Source organism: Streptomyces krungchingensis (genome assembly GCF_054729265.1).
Map to the genome: position 1 here is coordinate 1,880,136 of NZ_JBPUKY010000001.1, position 18,104 is coordinate 1,898,239.

15 protein-coding genes are annotated in these 18,104 nt (G+C 71.2%); 7 read left to right on the forward strand and 8 right to left on the reverse strand.

The annotated features are described in order from the left end of the window. Positions 1 to 82 precede the first annotated feature (82 nt). Positions 83 to 1,807 carry a fatty acyl-AMP ligase gene (locus ACSYGO_RS08500; protein WP_426679266.1) on the reverse strand — a complete coding sequence of 575 codons (1,725 nt, stop codon included), beginning with the start codon at positions 1,805 to 1,807 and terminating at the stop codon, positions 83 to 85. Positions 1,808 to 2,288: 481 nt separating this feature from the next. Here ACSYGO_RS08500 and ACSYGO_RS08505 point away from each other — a divergent pair, with 481 nt between their 5' ends. Beyond that, complete coding sequence (locus tag ACSYGO_RS08505; RefSeq protein WP_460386393.1) at positions 2,289 to 2,807, forward strand: hypothetical protein; 519 nt, start codon at positions 2,289 to 2,291, stop codon at positions 2,805 to 2,807. Between the two features lie 393 nt (positions 2,808 to 3,200). On the opposite strand, the gene ACSYGO_RS08510 is transcribed toward ACSYGO_RS08505, so the two are convergent. Together ACSYGO_RS08510 and ACSYGO_RS08515 are read right to left on the reverse strand one after the other, a co-directional pair. Beyond that, positions 3,201 to 4,646, reverse strand: coding sequence for a glyceraldehyde-3-phosphate dehydrogenase (locus tag ACSYGO_RS08510; protein ID WP_345657576.1), 1,446 nt, complete (start codon positions 4,644 to 4,646; stop codon positions 3,201 to 3,203). Between the two features lie 563 nt (positions 4,647 to 5,209). After that, complete coding sequence (locus tag ACSYGO_RS08515; protein WP_460386394.1) at positions 5,210 to 6,325, reverse strand: GNAT family N-acetyltransferase; 1,116 nt, start codon at positions 6,323 to 6,325, stop codon at positions 5,210 to 5,212. Positions 6,326 to 6,950: 625 nt separating this feature from the next. On the opposite strand from ACSYGO_RS08515, the gene ACSYGO_RS08520 reads away from it, so the two are divergent. Both ACSYGO_RS08520 and ACSYGO_RS08525 read left to right on the forward strand, forming a co-directional pair. Beyond that, on the forward strand, positions 6,951 to 8,150 hold the full coding sequence (locus ACSYGO_RS08520) for an MFS transporter (protein WP_460386395.1): 1,200 nt from the start codon (positions 6,951 to 6,953) through the stop codon (positions 8,148 to 8,150). A gap of 122 nt (positions 8,151 to 8,272) precedes the next feature. Continuing rightward, positions 8,273 to 9,013, forward strand: a complete 741-nt coding sequence (locus ACSYGO_RS08525) for a maleylpyruvate isomerase family mycothiol-dependent enzyme (protein ID WP_460386396.1) — start codon at positions 8,273 to 8,275, stop codon at positions 9,011 to 9,013. Positions 9,014 to 9,091: 78 nt separating this feature from the next. On the opposite strand, the gene ACSYGO_RS08530 is transcribed toward ACSYGO_RS08525, so the two are convergent. Then, entirely contained in the window at positions 9,092 to 9,505 is a 414-nt protein-coding gene (locus ACSYGO_RS08530; RefSeq protein ID WP_426679271.1) for a MarR family winged helix-turn-helix transcriptional regulator, read from the reverse strand. An 85-nt stretch (positions 9,506 to 9,590) separates the two neighbouring features. Here ACSYGO_RS08530 and ACSYGO_RS08535 point away from each other — a divergent pair, with 85 nt between their 5' ends. Beyond that, on the forward strand, positions 9,591 to 11,072 hold the full coding sequence (locus ACSYGO_RS08535) for an MFS transporter (protein WP_432187598.1): 1,482 nt from the start codon (positions 9,591 to 9,593) through the stop codon (positions 11,070 to 11,072). A gap of 183 nt (positions 11,073 to 11,255) precedes the next feature. Beyond that, positions 11,256 to 11,501: a DUF6332 family protein gene (locus tag ACSYGO_RS08540; protein ID WP_426679311.1), complete on the forward strand. Its 246-nt coding sequence runs from the start codon at positions 11,256 to 11,258 to the stop codon at positions 11,499 to 11,501. On the opposite strand, the gene ACSYGO_RS08545 is transcribed toward ACSYGO_RS08540, so the two are convergent. The 3 genes from ACSYGO_RS08545 to ACSYGO_RS08555 form a co-directional block, all read right to left on the reverse strand. Further along, positions 11,462 to 12,127 carry a response regulator transcription factor gene (locus tag ACSYGO_RS08545; protein ID WP_460386397.1) on the reverse strand — a complete coding sequence of 222 codons (666 nt, stop codon included), beginning with the start codon at positions 12,125 to 12,127 and terminating at the stop codon, positions 11,462 to 11,464. The two genes, ACSYGO_RS08540 and ACSYGO_RS08545, sit on opposite strands and share 40 nt — an antisense overlap. Beyond that, positions 12,124 to 13,368 carry a sensor histidine kinase gene (locus ACSYGO_RS08550; RefSeq protein WP_426679273.1) on the reverse strand — a complete coding sequence of 415 codons (1,245 nt, stop codon included), beginning with the start codon at positions 13,366 to 13,368 and terminating at the stop codon, positions 12,124 to 12,126. Before ACSYGO_RS08550 ends, ACSYGO_RS08545 begins: the two co-directional genes overlap by 4 nt. 182 nt (positions 13,369 to 13,550) lie before the next feature. Then, positions 13,551 to 14,264 (reverse strand): TetR/AcrR family transcriptional regulator, encoded by a 714-nt coding sequence (locus ACSYGO_RS08555; protein ID WP_435228802.1) that lies wholly within the window; start codon positions 14,262 to 14,264, stop codon positions 13,551 to 13,553. A gap of 250 nt (positions 14,265 to 14,514) precedes the next feature. Here ACSYGO_RS08555 and ACSYGO_RS08560 point away from each other — a divergent pair, with 250 nt between their 5' ends. Further along, positions 14,515 to 14,964 (forward strand): nitroreductase family deazaflavin-dependent oxidoreductase, encoded by a 450-nt coding sequence (locus tag ACSYGO_RS08560; protein WP_426679275.1) that lies wholly within the window; start codon positions 14,515 to 14,517, stop codon positions 14,962 to 14,964. Between the two features lie 343 nt (positions 14,965 to 15,307). Here the strand turns inward: ACSYGO_RS08560 and ACSYGO_RS08565 are convergent, their stop codons facing one another. After that, positions 15,308 to 16,537 (reverse strand): geranylgeranyl reductase family protein, encoded by a 1,230-nt coding sequence (locus ACSYGO_RS08565; protein WP_426679277.1) that lies wholly within the window; start codon positions 16,535 to 16,537, stop codon positions 15,308 to 15,310. Between the two features lie 183 nt (positions 16,538 to 16,720). On the opposite strand from ACSYGO_RS08565, the gene ACSYGO_RS08570 reads away from it, so the two are divergent. Continuing rightward, positions 16,721 to 18,076: a M20/M25/M40 family metallo-hydrolase gene (locus ACSYGO_RS08570; protein WP_460386398.1), complete on the forward strand. Its 1,356-nt coding sequence runs from the start codon at positions 16,721 to 16,723 to the stop codon at positions 18,074 to 18,076. The last annotated feature ends 28 nt before the right edge of the window (positions 18,077 to 18,104 follow it).

Consider the following 18,104-nt stretch of genomic DNA (forward strand, 5'->3'; position numbering starts at 1 on the left):
CGGGACGACGGCGGGGGCGACAGGCCCCCACCGCAGGGCCTTTACGACCGAGGGCGCCGCGCGCCGCGTCGGGGCCGCCGCCTCATCCGAAGGCGGCGGCGTCGAGTACGGAGAGGGTTCCGGCGAGGTACGCCTCCCGGGAGGCGTGACGCTGGATCTTGCCGCTGGACGTCTTGGGGATGGTGCCGGGGTGCACCAGCACGATGTCGCGGACCGGCAGCCCGTGCGCCCGGCCTATCGCGCTGCGGATCAGGTCGGTGATCTTCTCGGACTCGCCTGCCGCCTCGGGCGACAACTCGGCCACGACGACGGGCTGTTCACCCGCGGTCCCGCCGTCCACGGAGAACGCCGCGGTGCACCCGGGACGCAGCGCCCAGTGGGACATCTCGGCGGAGAGCTCCAGGTCCTGCGGGTAGTGGTTGCGTCCGTCGATGACCATCAGGTCCTTCAGGCGACCGGTGACGAACAGTTCGCCGTCGCGCAGGAAGCCGAGGTCGCCGGTGCGCAGGAAACGGTCCGGGCGGTCCTTCAGTGCGGCGCGGAAGGTCTCGCGGGTGGCGAGGGCGTTGCGCCAGTAGCCCTTGGCGACGCTCGCGCCCGCGACCCAGATCTCGCCGACCTCCCCCTCGGGCAGTTCCTCCTGCCGCTCGGGGTCGGCGATCACCACGGTGGTGCCGGGGCCGGGCCGCCCGCACCCCACCGCCGCCGCGTCCGCCTCTCCCGCGTGCGGTCCGCCGGGTGTCGCGTCGACCAGGACCGGAGGGGTCGCCACGGATCCGCCGGTGACCATCAAGGTCGTCTCGGCCAGCCCGTAGCAGGGGTAGGAGGCCTCGCGGCGGAAGCCGGCCGGGCCGAAGGTGTCGGCGAACCGCCGCAGCGTGGCGGCCCGCACCGGTTCGGCGCCGTTGAACGCCACCTTCCACGAACCGAGTTCCAGGCCGTCGAGGAGTTCGGGCGTGGCGTGCTTGAGGCACAGCTCGTACGCGAAGTTGGGGCCGCCGCTGGTGTGCGGGCGGTACCGGGTCACGGCGTCGAGCCAGCGGCCGGGCTGTTGCAGGAAGTGCAGCGGGGAGAACAGCGTCGCAGTGACACCGAGGTAGACCGTGCTCAGGACCGGGCCGATCAGGCCCATGTCGTGGTACACGGGCAGCCAGCTGACGAACATCTCGCCGCGGTGCTCGGCGATCGCGTCGGGGGTGTGCCCCATCCGCTCCGTGATGATCCGCGCGTTGTCCAGCAGGTTGCCGTGGGTGACCATCACTCCGCGCGGGGCGGACGTGGACCCGGAGGTGTACTGGAGGAAGGCGACCTGGTCGGCGCCGAGGTCGGGTTCGTGCCAGGCGTCGGCCGCCTCGTCGGGGATGTCCTCGGTGGCGACGCAGGTGATCCCGGCCAGTTCGGGCAGGTGCTCGGCCATGGCGCTCAGGGCGGCGAGCACCTCCCGTCCGCCGAGGACGACCGTGGCGTCCGCGTCGGCGATCAGGCGTTTCGTCCGGATCAGCGCGCGGTGGTTCTGGGACCGCCCTTGCGGGGGCACGCCGGGCACGGCGACGACTCCGGCCGAAAGGCAGCCCAGGTAGCCGCAGATGAACTCGATGCCGGGCGGATAGAGGAGCACGGCGCGCGCACCGGCCAGGCCGCGGTCCTGGAGCCAGGCCGCGACGGCACGGGAACGACGGGCCAGCCTCGCGTACGTGATGTCCTGGACCTCCCCGTCACCGTCGCCCGTGACGAGGTAGCGGTAGGCGGTCGCTTCGGGCTGTTGCGACGCGTGCGCGGTCAGTAAGTCGACCAGGGAACGGGCCATTTGACGAGTCTCACCTGTTCGGATCATGGGGCACGGAAAGCGAGGTCCGGGGCATGGGACCGGGTGACAAAGTCCCTGGAAATGAGGTCCGTGGAGCTGGACCATGAGAGAACTGGAGTTCGAAGGCATGCCGGAGGGACGCTTCGATGCGTCCGCGTGGTGACCGTGTCCGCCTGGCCCCCTTGCCAGAACGTCCGTCTCGGCCAACCCGCCCGAGGAGCAGCCGCGTTACGCGCGCAACTGCCTCGCGCCCCCGTGCGGCTTGCTACCGACGAGTAGGACGATAGCAAGACTCGCCGCCCCGTCGGATGTAACCCCGGGTATTTAACGAGGAATTGGGTGATCTGACGCACAGTCAACGTAGAGATGTGACGGAGCGCCTCAGTTGGCCCTTGAGCGTCCTGGTTGGCCCAGTGAGCGCGCCATGCGGTCCGGAGACACCGATGCCTCGATGTCCTGGCTCACTTTCTATGCTCCTGCGATGACGTCATACGAAGGTACGCACCCCACCGTCCTCGTCCGGGTGGGCAGCCGCCACGCTCAGATCGATGAACAGCTCGCGCCCACGATCCAGGCAATCTGGGAGTGCGGGTTCGACACTTTCACCTGCTGCCAGGACCTCGCGGACAGCAACGCCGCCTGGCCGGAGAAGCTGCCGCACATGGCGGAGTGGGTCGAGTCTCGGCGTGGCTGGATGCTCGTCGACTTCCCGATCGACAGCGGACTCGCCTTCCTCTCGGCCGTTGCGAATGCCGGCCCGCGGGACGCGTTCTACGTGCGGATGACGCACTGGGCGGCCCCTGGCGCGTGGGACGTAAAGATCAAGCCCATGGACGCGGCGATGTTCGAAGACGATCTCCCGTCTCGATTCGGCCTCCGACTGCTCCAGGTGAGCTTCCCGGCCTCCGACCTGCCGGAACTGACCCAGCGCCTCCACGATCACCTCGCCGGACGCACGGTTCCACCCGCCCCCGCCGACTGGAGCACGGTCGGCCGCTAGGCGGCCCGGCGCCGCGCCCCATCCGGTGGGGTCGTGTCTGGTCGGACGGGCCGACTGGGGCGCTCAGTCACAGTGGTGTGACTCGGCGCTTCAATTGGCCCGTCGGCAGTCCAGCTGGCCTGGGTGTGCGCTGTTGTCGGCTCGCAGAGACGAGCCTCGGCGCAGACTGAGGCCAATCCCGGCGCATCCTGACACCCGCACGGACCGGCCCGGCGAACCCTTCGGACCAGGCCTCCCCGCACACGACGACGGGCGGGGCGGCCGGAGAGCGACCGGACCCGGAACGAGTCAGACCGTCTCTCCCACCACCCCGCCCGTCGCGAGGACCCGGTGGACCTCCCGGGCCTCCAGGGTTGTCCGGAACCTTCCGGGTGTCTGTCAGAAACCTACGAGTCAGGCCACCGGGGCCGGGTAGGTCGGGTACTCCACCCCGGAGACGTGCTGGACGACGCGGATGACCTGGCAGGAGTAGCCGAACTCGTTGTCGTACCAGAGGTAGAGGATCGCGTTGTCACCGTCGACCTTGGTGGCGCCGGCGTCCACGATCGACGCGTGGCGCGAGCCGACGAAGTCCATGGAGACGGCGTCGGGGGCGGTGGTGAAGTCGATCTGCCGCTTCAGCGGCGAGTGCAGCGAGACGTTGCGGAGGTAGTCGAGGACCTCTTCGCGGCTGGTCTCGCGGCCGAGCCGCAGGCTCAGGATCGCGATCGAGACGTCGGGCACCGGGACGCGGATCGAGCTGCCGGTGATGGGCGCCTTGAGGTCGGGCAGTGCCTTGGCGACGGCGGAGGCGGCACCGGTCTCGGTGATCACCATGTTGAGCGGCGCCGAGCGGCCGCGTCGGTCGGCCTTGTGGTAATTGTCCAGCAGGTTCTGGTCGTTGGTGAACGAGTGGACGGTCTCCACGTGGCCGCGCAGGACGCCGTACTCGTCGTCCATGGCCTTCAGCGGCGGGACGATGGCGTTGGTGGTGCAGGAGGCGCAGGACAGGATGCGCTCGTCCGGCTTCACCATGTCGTGGTTGACGCCGTGGACGATGTTCGGGACGTCGCCCTTGCCCGGAGCGGTCAGGACGACCTTGTCGATACCGGGGCGCAGGTGCTTGGAGAGACCCTCGCGGTCGCGCCACTTGCCGGTGTTGTCGATGAGGATGGCGTCCTTGATCCCGTACGCCGTGTAGTCGACGTCCGACGGGTCGTTGGCGTAGATCACCCGGATCGCGTTGCCGTTGGCGACGATCGTGCTGTTCGCCTCGTCGACCGTGATCGTGCCGTTGAACTGACCGTGGATCGAGTCGCGGCGCAGCAGCGAGGCGCGCTTGACGAGGTCCTGGTCACCGCCACCGCGGACGACGATGGCACGCAGGCGCAGGCCGTTGCCGGAACCGGCCTTCTCGATCAGCAGACGGGCGACGAGGCGGCCGATGCGACCGAAGCCGTAGAGGACGACGTCACGGCCGGTGGAGCGGTCGAGCTTGTTCTCGCCGATGGCACCGGCGACGGCCTCGGCGGTGAAGTCGGCCACCGACAGACCGCGGTCGTCGGCCTTGTACGTCGCGGCGAGCATGCCGATGTCGATCTGGGAGGGGCCGAGATCGAGCGTGGTGAGAGCTTGCAGGAAAGGCAGGGTTTCGGTGACCGAGAGTTCCTCACCGGCAATCTGCCGTGCGAATCGGTGGGTCTTCAGGATGCTGACCACCGACTTGTTCACCAACGACCGGCTGTGCAGCAGGACCGTGACGTCACGCTCCCGGTGCAGCTTCCCGATCATCGGGATCATCGACTCCGCGATCTCCTCGCGGTTCTTCCAGTTGGTGAACGAGTCGTCATTGACAGTCACAGGTTTATCTTTCGAGCTAGGCGGTGCTCATATGCTAACCCGACCCTCTTTTGGCCTTGCGGGCAGGATCACTTGAGGCATCACCACGGCGCATGATTCACTCATATCGACACATATCGGCGGACCGGGCCGCGGAAAGCGCGCGGCTCACGACACCGTCGCCGTCGCCGTCACCGGCCGTCCGGGATCAGGGAGCGGGTCACGCCGGGGAGTTGGGGCGGCGCGGCCTGCCCGCCCGCCGTGGGCGCCCCTCTCTCGCAACGCGCTCGCGGCAGCGACGCGGCCGGCGCACGGACAACTCGGCCCCGCACCCCCGACAGGAACACACACGTCGCGGTCGGCACACGGCCCCACGGCCCGCGCGCGACCCCGTCCGCAGGACCGCGGACGACGCAGCCGGCCCACACACCCGGCCCGCCCGCGAGCCCATCCGGCAGAACTGCAGAAAAGCGGCCGGCACGCGTACACCCGGCCCGCCCGCGACCCCATCGGCAGAACCGCGGAGAAGCAGCCGCCACCGGGCACTCGCCCGCCCGCCGGCCCCTCACAGGGAGGCGGCCCGCTCAGCGCGACCGCGCCCCCGCTCCGCCGGAACCCTGCCGACGCGACGTACGCATCGAGCCGGCCGTCTTCAGCAGACGGTCGGCCCTCTCCCTGAGCGCGGGATGCGCGAGGACCGTGTTGCGCAGACCGCGCACCGGTCTGCGCCACATTCTGTGCACCGCCGCCACCGGATGCGCACGGGCCGCGAAGCCTTCGCCCACGCGCAGTTCGCGGGTCTTGAGCCAGTCCTTGTACTCCTTGTCGCCGCGCCCCAGGTCCATGATCCGCACCCCGTCACGGCCGGCCGCCTCCGCGGTGCGCAGGTGCATGATCAACCCGGGTGAGTAGTAGTGGAAGTCGGGGTCGTACGCGGTGAACCACGCCGCGAGCACGGTCCGCGACCTCGGCCCGAAGTGGGCGGCCACCGGCCGGTCCCCCGCGTACAGCACGGACAGCACGCCGGTGAAATGCTCCTCGCGGACGTCGAACAGGTGGTCCACCAGATCGACGATCCACGGTCGCGCGAACCGGTCCATCCGCCCCGTCCTGCGGTACTGCGCGGACTTCCACTCCATGAGGCGGCGCAGCATCCGCGGGTCGCGCTCGTCGAAGACGAACCGCAGTTCGCCGGCGTCGCGTCCGATCCGGCGTTCCTTCTTCAGCGTCGTCTTGGCCAGCCCCGGGTACGTGGCGCGCAGCCAGCGCGCGTAGTCGCCGTCGCCGCGCTCCAGGTCGATCACCGGCGAGGCGAAGGTCCCCGTGACGTGCTTGGCGAACGGCTGCTGCTCCTCGACGAGATGATCGAATTCGAGGATGGACAGACCGCAGGCCCCCAGCAGTTCCTGAGCGTTCCAGGTGACGCCGGGGCGGTGCACGAGGGCCTGGCAGTCGGAGAGCCCCAGACCGACGGCCCGGCCGACGCCGAAGGCGTTGCGCTCGTACGGCAAGAAGCCCACGGCCTCCCCGTCCTCCCGCAGGACCGCCACCTGTGCCCCCGAGCGGTGCCTGCCGACCCCGATCGCGAACTCCGGGGCCAGGAACGGGTTGGCGTACACGGGCGACTCGTCCATGGCCTGATGCCACGCCTTGGACAGCGAGGCACCGAGTTCGTCGAGTCCGTGGATCGTTATGTCCACCTCAGATCAACCGCCCTTCCAGAGGCTCCGCGAGGGACGTACCGGTCGCGGCGCAGGCCGGTGAGGCGTCTGGATCACTGTTCATGGAACGCATGGACGACCGCTCTCCCCCCATGACGCGCTGTCCGCGTGCTGCCATTCCTTGGTATCTGCCGATCCCCGCCGTGTACACGCTCCCCACTCGACCGGCGGCCGAGACCTGAACGGTTCGGCAGGGCTCAAACGTCGCGAAACAGTACGCACGCTGTCAAGGGCACCTACCGCAACGGAAGTCGGCGGATCGGGCGGACCGGTCCGCTCAGGGCCGTCCGACCCGCACATCCCGGGTTTTCACGCCTTCCGAAGACCCCGGAAGCCGCCCCACGCGCCCCGCTCGCCACCATGGCCGCACTCCACCACCGGCGGCCCACCCGTCACACCGGTTCGACGCCTCGGCAGCCGGACGCCGCCGGCCGGACGCGGGCGGGGCCTTCCCGCCCGTCCGTCCGCGTGACGAAGCAACCGGAGCCGTGCGACAAAGTCGCGGAAACAGAAGGAGACCGCGGCGCACGACCGACCGCCCGCCTGCGATCGTTCAGCCGTCAACTCTCTTGCCTCCCTCGGCACACCCGCCTAGCCTGAATTTGTGCCGCTAATAAACAAACCCCTCACCCCGCACATCACGCCAGGTCACGACCTCACCCGGCTCCGTATCGCCCTCACCACCTTCTTCGCCCTGGACGGCTTCGTCTTCGCCGGTTGGGTCGTCCGCATCCCCGCCGTCAAGGAACAGACCGGCGCCTCGGCGAGCACCCTGGGCCTCGCCCTGCTCGGTGTCTCGGCGGGCGCCGTGATCACGATGATGCTCACCGGACGGCTGTGCCGCCGTTTCGGCAGCCATCCGATGACCGTGGTGTGCGGAGTCCTGCTGTCGCTCAGCGTCACGCTGCCTCCGCTGACGCATTCCGCGGGCGCGCTGGCCGCCGTACTGCTGGTCTTCGGTGCCGCGTACGGCGGTATCAACGTCGCCATGAACAGTGCGGCCGTCGACCTCGTGGCCGCTCTGCGCCGCCCGGTGATGCCGAGCTTCCACGCGGCGTTCAGCCTCGGCGGCATGATCGGGGCGGGACTCGGCGGTCTGGTCGCAGGCCAGTTGTCCGCCACCCGCCATCTGCTCGGTCTCAGTCTGATCGGCCTGCTCGTCACGGCTGTCGCCGGACGGACCCTGCTCCGCCAGGAGGTGCCGACGCCGCCCGATCGCGAGGACCGGGACGCGGACACGGGCCGGACCATGGACGGCCGCGTCCGCCTGCTGGTGATCGTCTTCGGCCTGATCGCCCTGTGCACCGCCTACGGAGAGGGCGCCCTCGCGGACTGGGGCGCGCTGCACCTGGAACAGGACCTGGAGGCGCACCCGGGCGTCGCGGCGGCCGGCTACTCCTGCTTCGCCCTCGCCATGACGATCGGGCGACTGAGCGGCACGACCCTCCTCGAACGCCTGGGGCGGACCCGCACCCTCGTCGCCGGCGGCACCACGGCGACGCTCGGCATGCTGCTGGGTTCGCTCGCCCCGACGGTCTGGGCGGCCCTCCTCGGCTTCGCCGTCACCGGGCTCGGGCTCGCCAACATCTTCCCGGTCGCCGTGGAACGCGCGGGGGCGCTCGCCGGACCGAGCGGCGTCGCCGTCGCGTCCACGCTCGGTTACGGCGGCATGCTCCTCGGACCGCCCGCGATCGGGTTCATGGCCGACTGGTACTCGCTGCCCACCGCCCTGACGAGTGTGGCCGCGCTGGCGGCCGTGGCCGCCGCCATCGGGTTCGCGACCCGGCGCGCCGCCGTGGGCTGACGCCTCCGCCACACGAACGCCGGGCGAGGGCGACGCCGACGCCGTGCGAACACCGGGTGCGCACCATGCCGTACCACCGTGCCGCCCGTCTTCGGCCGCGCCCCATCGGGCAGACTCGCCACATGGAGATTCCGGAGTTCGTGGAGACCCTGGACCGTGAGGGCCGGCTGCTGGCCGCGTCCGCCGAGGCGGCTGGTCCCGACGCCAAGGTCGCGACCTGCCCCGACTGGCAGGTACGGGACCTGGTGCGGCACACGGGCATGGTGCACCGGTGGGCGACCTCGTTCGTCGCCGAGGGGCACACCTCGTACCACCCCGGCGGCGGTCTGCCGGATCTCGACGGCGACGAACTCCTGGGCTGGTTCAGGGACGGACACCGCCGGCTCGTCGACACCCTGTCCGGCGCCGCGCCGGACGTACAGTGCTGGAGTTTTCTGCCGGCGCCCTCGCCGCTCGCCTTCTGGGCGCGCCGGCAGGCCCACGAGACCACGGTGCACCGGGTCGACGCCGAGTCGGCACTCGGTCCGCAACGGAGCGCCGTCGCGGGACAGTTCGCGGTGGACGGGATCGACGAGCTGCTGCGCGGCTTCCACGGCCGGACGCGGAGCAAGGTGCGGACGCGGGAGCCGCGTGTCCTGCGGGTGCGGGCGACGGACGTCCCGGACACGGTCTGGACCCTGCGGCTCTCGCAGGAGCCGCCCGTCTGCGAGCGGGAGGAGCGAGGCGCGGCGGACTGCGAGCTGGCCGGCCCTGCCGACGAGCTCTACCTGTCCCTGTGGAACCGCCTGCCGTTCCCGGGCCTGACGGGCGACGCCTCGACGGCCGAACTGTGGCGGGAGAAGTCCGGGATCACCTGGAGCTGAAGATCGACCGGAGCCGGGACGGCCGCACCACGGCCCGGGGCGACCGGTCCGGTCACAGACCCCGGGCGACCGGTGCGATCATTCGCAGCCGGTGGGCGCGCCACCGGCCAGCATCCGGGTCAGCACCGCGCGCTGCACGGGAAGCACGTCACCGTGCAGGGCGCGCCCCTTCGGCGTCAGGCACACGCGGACACCTCTACGGTCCTCCGGGCACATCCCTCGCGTGACGAGACCGTCCTTCTCCAGGCGGCCGATGAGCCGGGACAGCGCGCTCTGGCTCAGGTGGACGCGCTCGGAGATCTCCTGGACGCGGTAGGAGGCGCCGCCGTCGGAAGCGGTGCCCTCGGCGAGGACGTCGAGCACCTCGAAGTCGCTGGCGCCCAGGCCGTGCTGATGCAGTTCGCGGTCCAGTTCGCACAGGGTGCGGGCATGCACCGCGAGGATGTCGCGCCACTGGTCGACGAGCCCTTGCTCGGCCTTCTTCCCCGCCATGGCCGCACCGTAGCAAAGAAATTCCTTTGTTGCATCGGAATTAAATGCACTTGCATTCAATGCATGTGCATGTAGTCTCGACCGCATGACCTCTCCGCTCACCCACTCCGCATCACAGGGACGCTGGACCCCTCGGCTGTGGGGCACCCTGCTGGTGCTCTGCGCCGCGATGTTCCTGGACGCGCTGGACGTGTCGATGGTCGGCGTCGCCCTGCCGTCCATCGGTTCCGAACTCGACCTCTCCACCTCGACGCTCCAATGGATCGTCAGCGGCTACATCCTGGGATACGGCGGACTGCTCCTCCTCGGCGGACGCACCGCCGACCTGCTGGGCCGGCGCCAGGTCTTCCTGGTCGCTCTCGCGGTCTTCGCGCTCGCCTCCCTGCTCGGCGGCCTCGTCGACTCGGGCCCGCTGCTCATCGCCAGCCGCTTCATCAAGGGCCTCAGCGCGGCGTTCACCGCCCCGGCCGGCCTGTCGATCATCACCACGACGTTCGCCGAGGGCCCGCTCCGCAACCGCGCGCTCTCCATCTACACCACCTGCGCGGCCACCGGTTTCTCCATGGGCCTCGTCCTGTCCGGCCTGCTCACCGAGGCGAGCTGGCGGCTGACCATGCTGCTGCCCGCGCCCATCGCCGTCATCGCCCTGCTCGCCGGCCTGAAGCTCATCCCGCGCAGCGAGCGCGAGAAGGACCACCGCGGGTACGACATACCCGGCGCCATCATCGGCACCGGCGCGATGCTGCTGCTCGTCTTCACCGTGGTCCAGGCCCCCGAGGCGGGCTGGGGCTCGGCCCGCACCCTGCTCTCCTTCGCCGCGGTCGCCGTCCTGCTCACGGTGTTCGTGGCCGTCGAGCGACGCAGCCCGAGCCCGCTGATCCGGCTCGGCGTGCTGCGCTCGGGCAGCCAGATCCGGGCCCAGCTCGGCGCGATGGCCTTCTTCGGCTCGTACGTCGGATTCCAGTTCCTGGTGACGCTGTACATGCAGTCGCTGCTGGGCTGGTCCGCCCTGCACACGGCACTCGCCTTCCTGCCCGCCGGCGCGCTGGTGGCGCTGTCCTCCACGAAGGTGGGCGCCGTCGTCGACCGGTTCGGCACACCGCGGCTCATCGCGACGGGCTTCGCCCTGATGGTCGCCGGCTACGCGCTCTTCCTGCGCGTCGACCTCGACCCCGCGTACGCGGCGGCCATCCTGCCGACCATGCTGCTGATCGGCGCGGCCTGCGCGCTGGTCTTCCCCTCGCTCAACATCCAGGCCACCAACGGTGTCGAGGACCACGAGCAGGGCATGGTCTCGGGTCTGCTCAACACCTCGGTGCAGGTCGGCGGCGCGATCTTCCTGGCCGTCGTCACCGCGGTCGTGACCGCCAACTCGTCCGAGGGCGCCTCGCCCCAGGCCGTCCTCGACAGCTACCGGCCCGGCCTGATCGTGGTGACGGGCATCGCGGTGGCGGGCCTGCTGATCACCCTGCCGGGACTGCGGACACGGCGCACCGGACACTCGGTCCTGGTCGCCAAGTCCCCTGAGAGGGAGGCGGAGAAGGAGCCGGTGGCGCTCCGCGACTAGGGGGACGCCTCCCCAGGGTTGTGCGTCCGGCGGGGCCCCTTGCCCCGCCGGACGCACACCTGTTTCACTCGCCGGATGGAGAACCACGGGGGATCACCTGGGCGTTCACGCGGCCGCGGCACGGAAGACACGCACACCGACGGCTCCACGTCCGGGCGGCGCACCCAGGCCCAGCGGGACGCGATGACCGTGGAGATCGGATACGCACTGCTCAGCGCGGCGTTCGTGGCGGCCGTCGCCTTCGGGACGGTGGCCGGCCCCGCGCTCTTCCTCGACCTGCCGGACACCGCCGTGCGGGCACTCGTCATGACGGGCGTCGGCACGGCCGTCCTCGTCTTCGCCGTACGGGTGGTCACCGTGCTGGTCCGCTTCGGACGCGAGACCGGTGCTCAGCCCAGCCAGCCCGGCCGCACCAGCCCCGACTCGTAGGCGAGGACGACCAGTTGGGCCCGGTCCCGGGCCCCCAGCTTCACCATCGTGCGACTCACGTGGGTCTTCGCGGTGAGCGGGCTGACGACCAGACGCCGGGCGATCTCGTCGTTCGAGAGGCCGATGCCGACCAGGGCCATCACCTCCCTCTCCCGCTCGGTGAGTTCGGCGAGGGACTCCGCGACCGCCGGCTCCTTGGAACGAGCCGCGAACTCGGAGATCAGCCGCCGCGTCACTCCCGGTGACAGCAGGGCATCGCCTTCGACCACCGCCCGTACGGCGCGCAGGAGTTCCTCCGGCTCGGTGTCCTTGACGAGGAAGCCGGAGGCCCCCGAGCGGATTGCCTCGAAGACGTACTCGTCCAGCTCGAACGTGGTGAGCATGACGACCTTGACGTCCTTCAGATCCGCGTCGTCGGTGACCCGGCGCGTCGCGGCGAGACCGTCCAGCAGCGGCATCCGGATGTCCATCAGGACGACGTCCGGCCGCAGTTCGCGCACCCTGCGCAGCGCCTCCTCGCCGTCGGCCGCCTCACCGGCCACCTCGATGTCCGGCTGCGCGTCGAGCAACGCCTTGAACCCCGCCCTCACCAGTGACTGGTCGTCGGCGAGCAGTACACGGATCACCGGTCCTCCTCGACCTTCGACGGCAGTACGGCGAGCACGCGGAAGCCCCCGTCGTCCCGCGGGCCCGCCTCGATCGTGCCACCCAGGGCCGCGGCCCGCTCCCGCATTCCGGCCAGACCGTTGCCGCTTCCGCCCGCGTCGGCGCCGGTGGCCGGTCCGTCGTCGTCGATCCGCAGACGCAGCGCGCTCTCCCCGTGGTCGAGCCGCACCCGCGCGCGCCGCGACCCCGAGTGCCGCACGACGTTGGTGAGCGCCTCCTGGACGATGCGGAACGCCGCCAGATCGATCCCGGGCGGCAGCTTCGGCACCGCGTCCGCGCCCTCGACCTCCACCGTGAGGCCCGCGCCCGCCGCCTGCTCGACCAGTTCGGGGAGGCGGTCGAGTCCCGGCGCCGGGGCACGCGGCGCCTCCCCCGGGGCGCGCAGCGTGTCGAGCACCTGCCGGACCTCGCCGAGCGCCTCCTTGCTGGCGGCCTTGATGGTCGTCAACGCCGTACGCGCCTGTTCCGGGTCGGAGTCGAGCAGCGCGAGGCCGACGCCCGCTTGGACGTTGATCACCGAAATGCTGTGCGCCAGCACGTCGTGGAGCTCACGCGCGATCCGCAGCCGCTCCTCGTCGGCACGTCGCCGTGCGGCCTGCGCCCGTTCGGCCCGGTCACGGGCCCACTGCTCCCGACGCACCCGGACCAGTTCCGACAGCGCGACGATCGCCACGATCCAGGTGGCGGTCACGATCTCCTGCCCCCAGGACGCCGGCCCGTCCCCGGCGGGCGGCAGCCACTGGTACAGCCAGTGCCCCACCAGCACATGCCCGGCCCAGAGCAGGCCGACCGCCGTCCAGGCCGCCCGGCGGTGCCCGCTGACGACCGCGCTGAAGCAGCCCAGCGCGACGGTGAGGAAGACGGGCCCGTACGGGTATCCGGCGCCGAGATACACCAGCGCCGCCCCCGCCGTGCCGAACGCGACGAGCACCGGCCACCGCTGCCGCCACAGCAGCAGCCCGCAGGCCACGAGCAACAGCGCCCGCCCGACGAGGTCGAGTTGGACTCGATCACCGGTCTGGGAGTGGCCCGCGACGTTCGAGCCGATGAGGACGAAGACCGTCAGCGCGAGCGTGGACCGCCACGGCAGGCGGGCGGCACGCTCCGGGTCGCCCCAGCGGCTCCAGCCGGGCGGCCCGTGCCGCCACCACAGGTGCGGCCCTCCCCACGCCGGGGACCTGGGGGTGCGCTGCTCTTCCATGACCGTCACGCTAGACCTCCCCGGACGGCGACCGCGTCCGCCGGGCGAGGTGATCGGGCGTACTCCCCGGGGAGTACCGGGGCGCTCCGCGGAGCGGGGGCCGGCCAGTCCGCCGGAACAGCCCGCCCAACCAGCCCGCCCAACCAGCCCGCCCAACCAGCCCGCCCAACCAGCCCGCCCGACTAGCCCGCGGAACCGGCCGCCCGCGGGAACACCAGGCCGACTTCGTGGGCCAGTCGCCCCGCCGCGTGCCGGAAGAACGCCTCCCGGTCCTCGACGACCCGGTGGAACTGCCCGAACAGCTCGAAACCGATCAGCCCGTACAGCTGCGCCCACGCGGCCACGAGCGCCGTCACCGTCTCGGGCGGCAGGTCCGGCGCGAGTTCGGCGGCCATGCGCCGCGCCTCCGGCTTCAGCTCGGCGGGCAGCGGTGTGCGGGCCACCCCCTTGTCCTGGTACGCGTCCCTGACGATGGAGATCAGGAGCAGGCCCACCCGGGCGGCGGGCGGGATGGTCGTCTCCGGAGCGCTGTAACCGGGCACCGGCGAGCCGTAGATCAGCGTGTACTCCTGCGGATGCTCCAGCGCCCAGCGGCGCACCGCCATGCACACGGTGATCCAGCGCTCCCGGGGGTCCGCCCCGGCGAGCTCGGCGTGCGCCGCCTCCGCGGTCTCGCCCAGCGAGTCGTACGCCTCGATGATGAGTGCGGTCAGCAGGTCGTCACGGCTGGGGAAGTAGCGGTACAGCGCGGACGAGACCATGCCCAGTTCGCGGGCCACGGCCCGCAGCGAGAGCTTGGCGGCACCGTCCGCGGCGAGCTGTCTGCGTGCCTCGTCCTTGATGGCCGCGGTGACCTCGATCCTGGCGCGGGCTCGCGCCCCTCGTGCGGTACTCATGCTCGCGTCCCTCGTGCGGTACTCATGCCGGGCAGTCTGACACGTTCGCAGAGCACTGCACACAAAGGAGAGCGCCGATCCGAAATCGGAGCGATGCTTCCAAGCCAGATCAGCGCCCCGATTGAAGAACGGTGCTCCAAAAAGAGAGCACCGCTCTTGCATTGGTGCACCGATCTGGAGCAAACTGCTCTCGAAGCAAGAGCAGTGCTCACAAAAGAGAGCGTCGCTCTCTCGATCGATGGGGGTCACCATGTCCACTCACGTCCAGAAGCCCGGCTGGTTCACCGTGAACGTCTTCAACCGCGCGGTCGCCTGGATCACGCGTCGCGGGCTCAGCGTCTGGGGCTCGCGCGTGCTGGCCGTGCGTGGCCGCAAGAGCGGCGAGTGGCGGACGACCCCGGTCAATCTGCTCGTCGTGGACGGGCAGCAGTACCTGGTGGCCCCGCGCGGTCATGTCCAGTGGACCCACAACATGCGGGCGGCGGGCGGCGGCGAGCTGCGACTCGGCAAGAACGTGGACGTGTTCACGGCGACCGAGGTCGCCGACGCGGACAAGGTCCCGCTGCTGCGTGCCTACCTCAAGCGCTGGAAGGCGGAGGTCGGCGTCTTCTTCAACGGTGTCGGCCCCGACTCGTCCAACGAGGAACTGCTGCGCATCGCCCCGGACCACCCGGTCTTCCGCGTCACGGTCACCAGCTGACCCCGGGCACGCGACGGCCCGGCGGCGGGCAGGCAGCGCTTCATCACGGACCCGGCCGTGGGCATGCGGCGACTCGGCGCCGAACCGGCCGCCGGCGCACGGCCGCCCACTGCGGACCCGGCCACCGGCACCCGGCGACTCACGACGGACCCGGCCGCGGGCACGTCGGCCGGCGTCGGGCGTGAGCTGTCGACCGGCGTCGGGCACTGAGCCGTCGGCCGCACCCGACCTTCAAGAGGCCTACGCGCCCCGGCGTCCAGGGCACACGGCCCCCCGTACCGGCTCCGGCCCTCACGCCGAGACCTGCCGGCGCCCCGAACTCGCCGTTCGCCTGCGCCGACGCTCAGCCCTCGGCCGTACCCGCCGCTCCGCGGTCGAACGCGGTCAGTGCCCGCCCGGCCATCGGATGGGTACGCACCAGCTCGCCGAGCGAGGTCGACCCCCGGGTGATCCCGGTGAAGGCCCTCCACGCGGGCCGGACGGTCGTGAGCGCCGCGTGGAAGAGACCGGGGCGGCGCTCGAAGGCGTTGAGCATCCGCTTGCCGACGCTCATCTCGACGCCGAGGCCCGCCTTGACGGCGAAGGCGTAGTTGAGCGCCTGGCGCCGCGCGTCCACCGCGTCGTGCGCCTCGGCGATCCGTACCGCCCACTCCCCCGCGAGCCGCCCGGAACGCAGCGCGAAGGAAATGCCCTCACGCGTCCACGGTTCGAGCAGCCCGGCCGCGTCCCCGCACACCAGGACCCGGCCGCGCGACAGCGGGGAGTCGTCGGCGCGGCAGCGCGTGAGATGGCCCGAGGAGACCGCCGGTTCGAAGCCGGCGAGGCCGAGGCGGGCGATGAAGTCCTCCAAGTAGCGCTTGGTGGCGGCGCCTTCGCCGCGCGCGGAGATCACGCCGACGGTGAGCGTGTCACCCTTGGGGAACACCCATCCGTAACTGCCGGGCATGGGGCCCCAGTCGATGAGGACCCGGCCCTGCCAGTCCTCGGCGACGGTCTCCGGGACCGGGATCTCCGCCTCCAGGCCGAGGTCGACCTGGTCGAGCTTCACGCCGACATGGGCTCCTATGCGGCTGGCGCTGCCGTCGGCGCCGACGACCGCCCGCGCCAGTACCGTCTCACCGCCCTGGAGCACGACGGCGACGGTGCGCCGGTCGGGGACGGCCGAGCCGTGCTGCTCGACACGGGAGACCGTGACGCCCGTGCGCACCTCGGCGCCCGCCTTCTGGGCGTGCTCGACGAGCTGCTGGTCGAACTCCGGCCGGTTGATCAGCCCGAACAGCATCTGCTTGGAACGCCGGGTGCGGGTGAACCTGCCGTCGAGCGAGAACGTGACCGCGTGCACCCGGTCCCGGAACGGCAGCTCGAAGCCGGGCGGCAGCGCGTCGCGCGACGGGCCGATGATGCCGCCGCCACACGTCTTGTAGCGGGGCAGCTCCGCTTTCTCCAGCAGCAGGACACTGCGTCCCGCGACCGCTGCCGCGTAGGCGGCCGATGCCCCTGCGGGGCCCGCGCCGACCACGACCACGTCCCACACCCGCTGCCCGTCGTCCGCCGAAGTGTTCTCGCTGCTCACGATGGTCTACTGCTCCCAGTCCAGCCGTCTGCCGCACCTGTCTCCCGCATCCTACGGCGGGCATCCCCGCAGGCCACTGTGGGAGGATCGGCTGCGTATGTGCCCTGCACACCAGTAAGCGCGTACGCACCGTCCGATCACCTGTACACAGAAGTGAACGTCGCACCCACAAGGAGCGTGCCCATGTCGTCGAATCCGGTCGCCGAGACCATCGCCTCGCTCATGCCCCGTGCGAAGGCGGAGCTCGCCGAGCTGGTGGCCTTCAAGTCGGTGGCGGACTTCGACCAATATCCCAAGAGCGAGAGCGAGGGCGCGGCGAACTGGATAGTCGACGCGCTGCGCGCCGAAGGCTTCCAGGACCTGGCGCTGCTCGACACCCCTGACGGCACGCAGTCGGTGTACGGCTTCCTGCCCGGGCCGGAGGGTGCGAAGACGGTCCTGCTGTACGCGCACTACGACGTGCAGCCGCCGCTGGACGAGGCGGCTTGGGTGACGCCGCCGTTCGAACTGACGGAGCGCGACGGCCGCTGGTACGGGCGCGGCAGCGCCGACTGCAAGGGCGGCGTCATCATGCACCTGCTCGCCCTGCGGGCGCTGAAGGCGAACGGCGGCGTCCCGGTGCACGTCAAGGTGATCGTCGAGGGTTCGGAGGAGCAGGGCACCGGCGGCCTCGAGCGGTACGCCGAGGAGCACCCGGAGTTGCTGACGGCGGACACCATCGTCATCGGCGACGCCGGCAACTTCCGCGCCGGGCTGCCGACGGTGACCGCGACGCTGCGCGGCATGACCCTCGTACGCGTTCAGGTGGACACCCTCGAAGGGAACCTGCACTCGGGGCAGTTCGGCGGGGCGGCGCCCGACGCGCTGGCGGCGCTGATCCGCGTCCTGGACTCGCTGCGGGCCGAGGACGGTTCGACGACGGTCGACGGTCTCGCGGGCGACGCGGCGTGGGACGGGCTGCAGTACGACGAGGAGTCGTTCCGCAAGGACGCCAAGGTGCTCGACGGGGTGGAACTCATCGGCTCCGGGACGATCGCCGACCGCATCTGGGCGCGTCCGGCCGTCACCGTCCTCGGCATCGACAGCCCGCCGGTGGTCGGCGCGACGGCCTCCGTACAGGCGGGCGCCCGCGCGCTGGTGAGCCTGCGGGTGCCGCCGGGCGCGGACGCCGCCGAGGCGACCAAGCTGCTCCAGGCCCACCTGCAGACGCGTACGCCGTGGGGCGCGCGGGTGAGCACCGAGCAGATCGGCCAGGGCCAGCCGTTCCGCGCCGACACGTCGAGCCCGGCCTACGCGGCGATGACCGAGGCCATGTCGGTCGCGTACGCGGGCCAGGAGATGCAGTACGCGGGCCTGGGCGGCTCCATCCCGCTGTGCAACACTCTCGCCTCGCTGTACCCGCAGGCCGAGATCCTGCTCATCGGCCTGAGCGAGCCGGAGGCACAGATCCACGCGGTGAACGAGGGCGTCTCACCGGACGAGCTGGAGCGTCTGTCGGTCGCCGAGGCGCTGTTCCTCCGGAACTACGCGGCGAGCTGACCGCTGTTCCGGCCGGCCGCCGGGCAGT

Coding starts and splice junctions, on each gene's coding strand:
- ACSYGO_RS08500 (WP_426679266.1), bottom strand. CDS start 1,807: ATGGCCCGTTCCCTGGTCGACTTACTGACCGCGCACGCGTCGCAACAG.
- ACSYGO_RS08550 (WP_426679273.1), bottom strand. CDS start 13,368: ATGGAAGAGCAGCGCACCCCCAGGTCCCCGGCGTGGGGAGGGCCGCAC.
- ACSYGO_RS08540 (WP_426679311.1), top strand. CDS start 11,256: ATGACCGTGGAGATCGGATACGCACTGCTCAGCGCGGCGTTCGTGGCG.
- ACSYGO_RS08555 (WP_435228802.1), bottom strand. CDS start 14,264: ATGAGTACCGCACGAGGGGCGCGAGCCCGCGCCAGGATCGAGGTCACC.
- ACSYGO_RS08570 (WP_460386398.1), top strand. CDS start 16,721: ATGTCGTCGAATCCGGTCGCCGAGACCATCGCCTCGCTCATGCCCCGT.
- ACSYGO_RS08525 (WP_460386396.1), top strand. CDS start 8,273: ATGGAGATTCCGGAGTTCGTGGAGACCCTGGACCGTGAGGGCCGGCTG.
- ACSYGO_RS08530 (WP_426679271.1), bottom strand. CDS start 9,505: ATGGCGGGGAAGAAGGCCGAGCAAGGGCTCGTCGACCAGTGGCGCGAC.
- ACSYGO_RS08505 (WP_460386393.1), top strand. CDS start 2,289: ATGACGTCATACGAAGGTACGCACCCCACCGTCCTCGTCCGGGTGGGC.
- ACSYGO_RS08560 (WP_426679275.1), top strand. CDS start 14,515: ATGTCCACTCACGTCCAGAAGCCCGGCTGGTTCACCGTGAACGTCTTC.
- ACSYGO_RS08535 (WP_432187598.1), top strand. CDS start 9,591: ATGACCTCTCCGCTCACCCACTCCGCATCACAGGGACGCTGGACCCCT.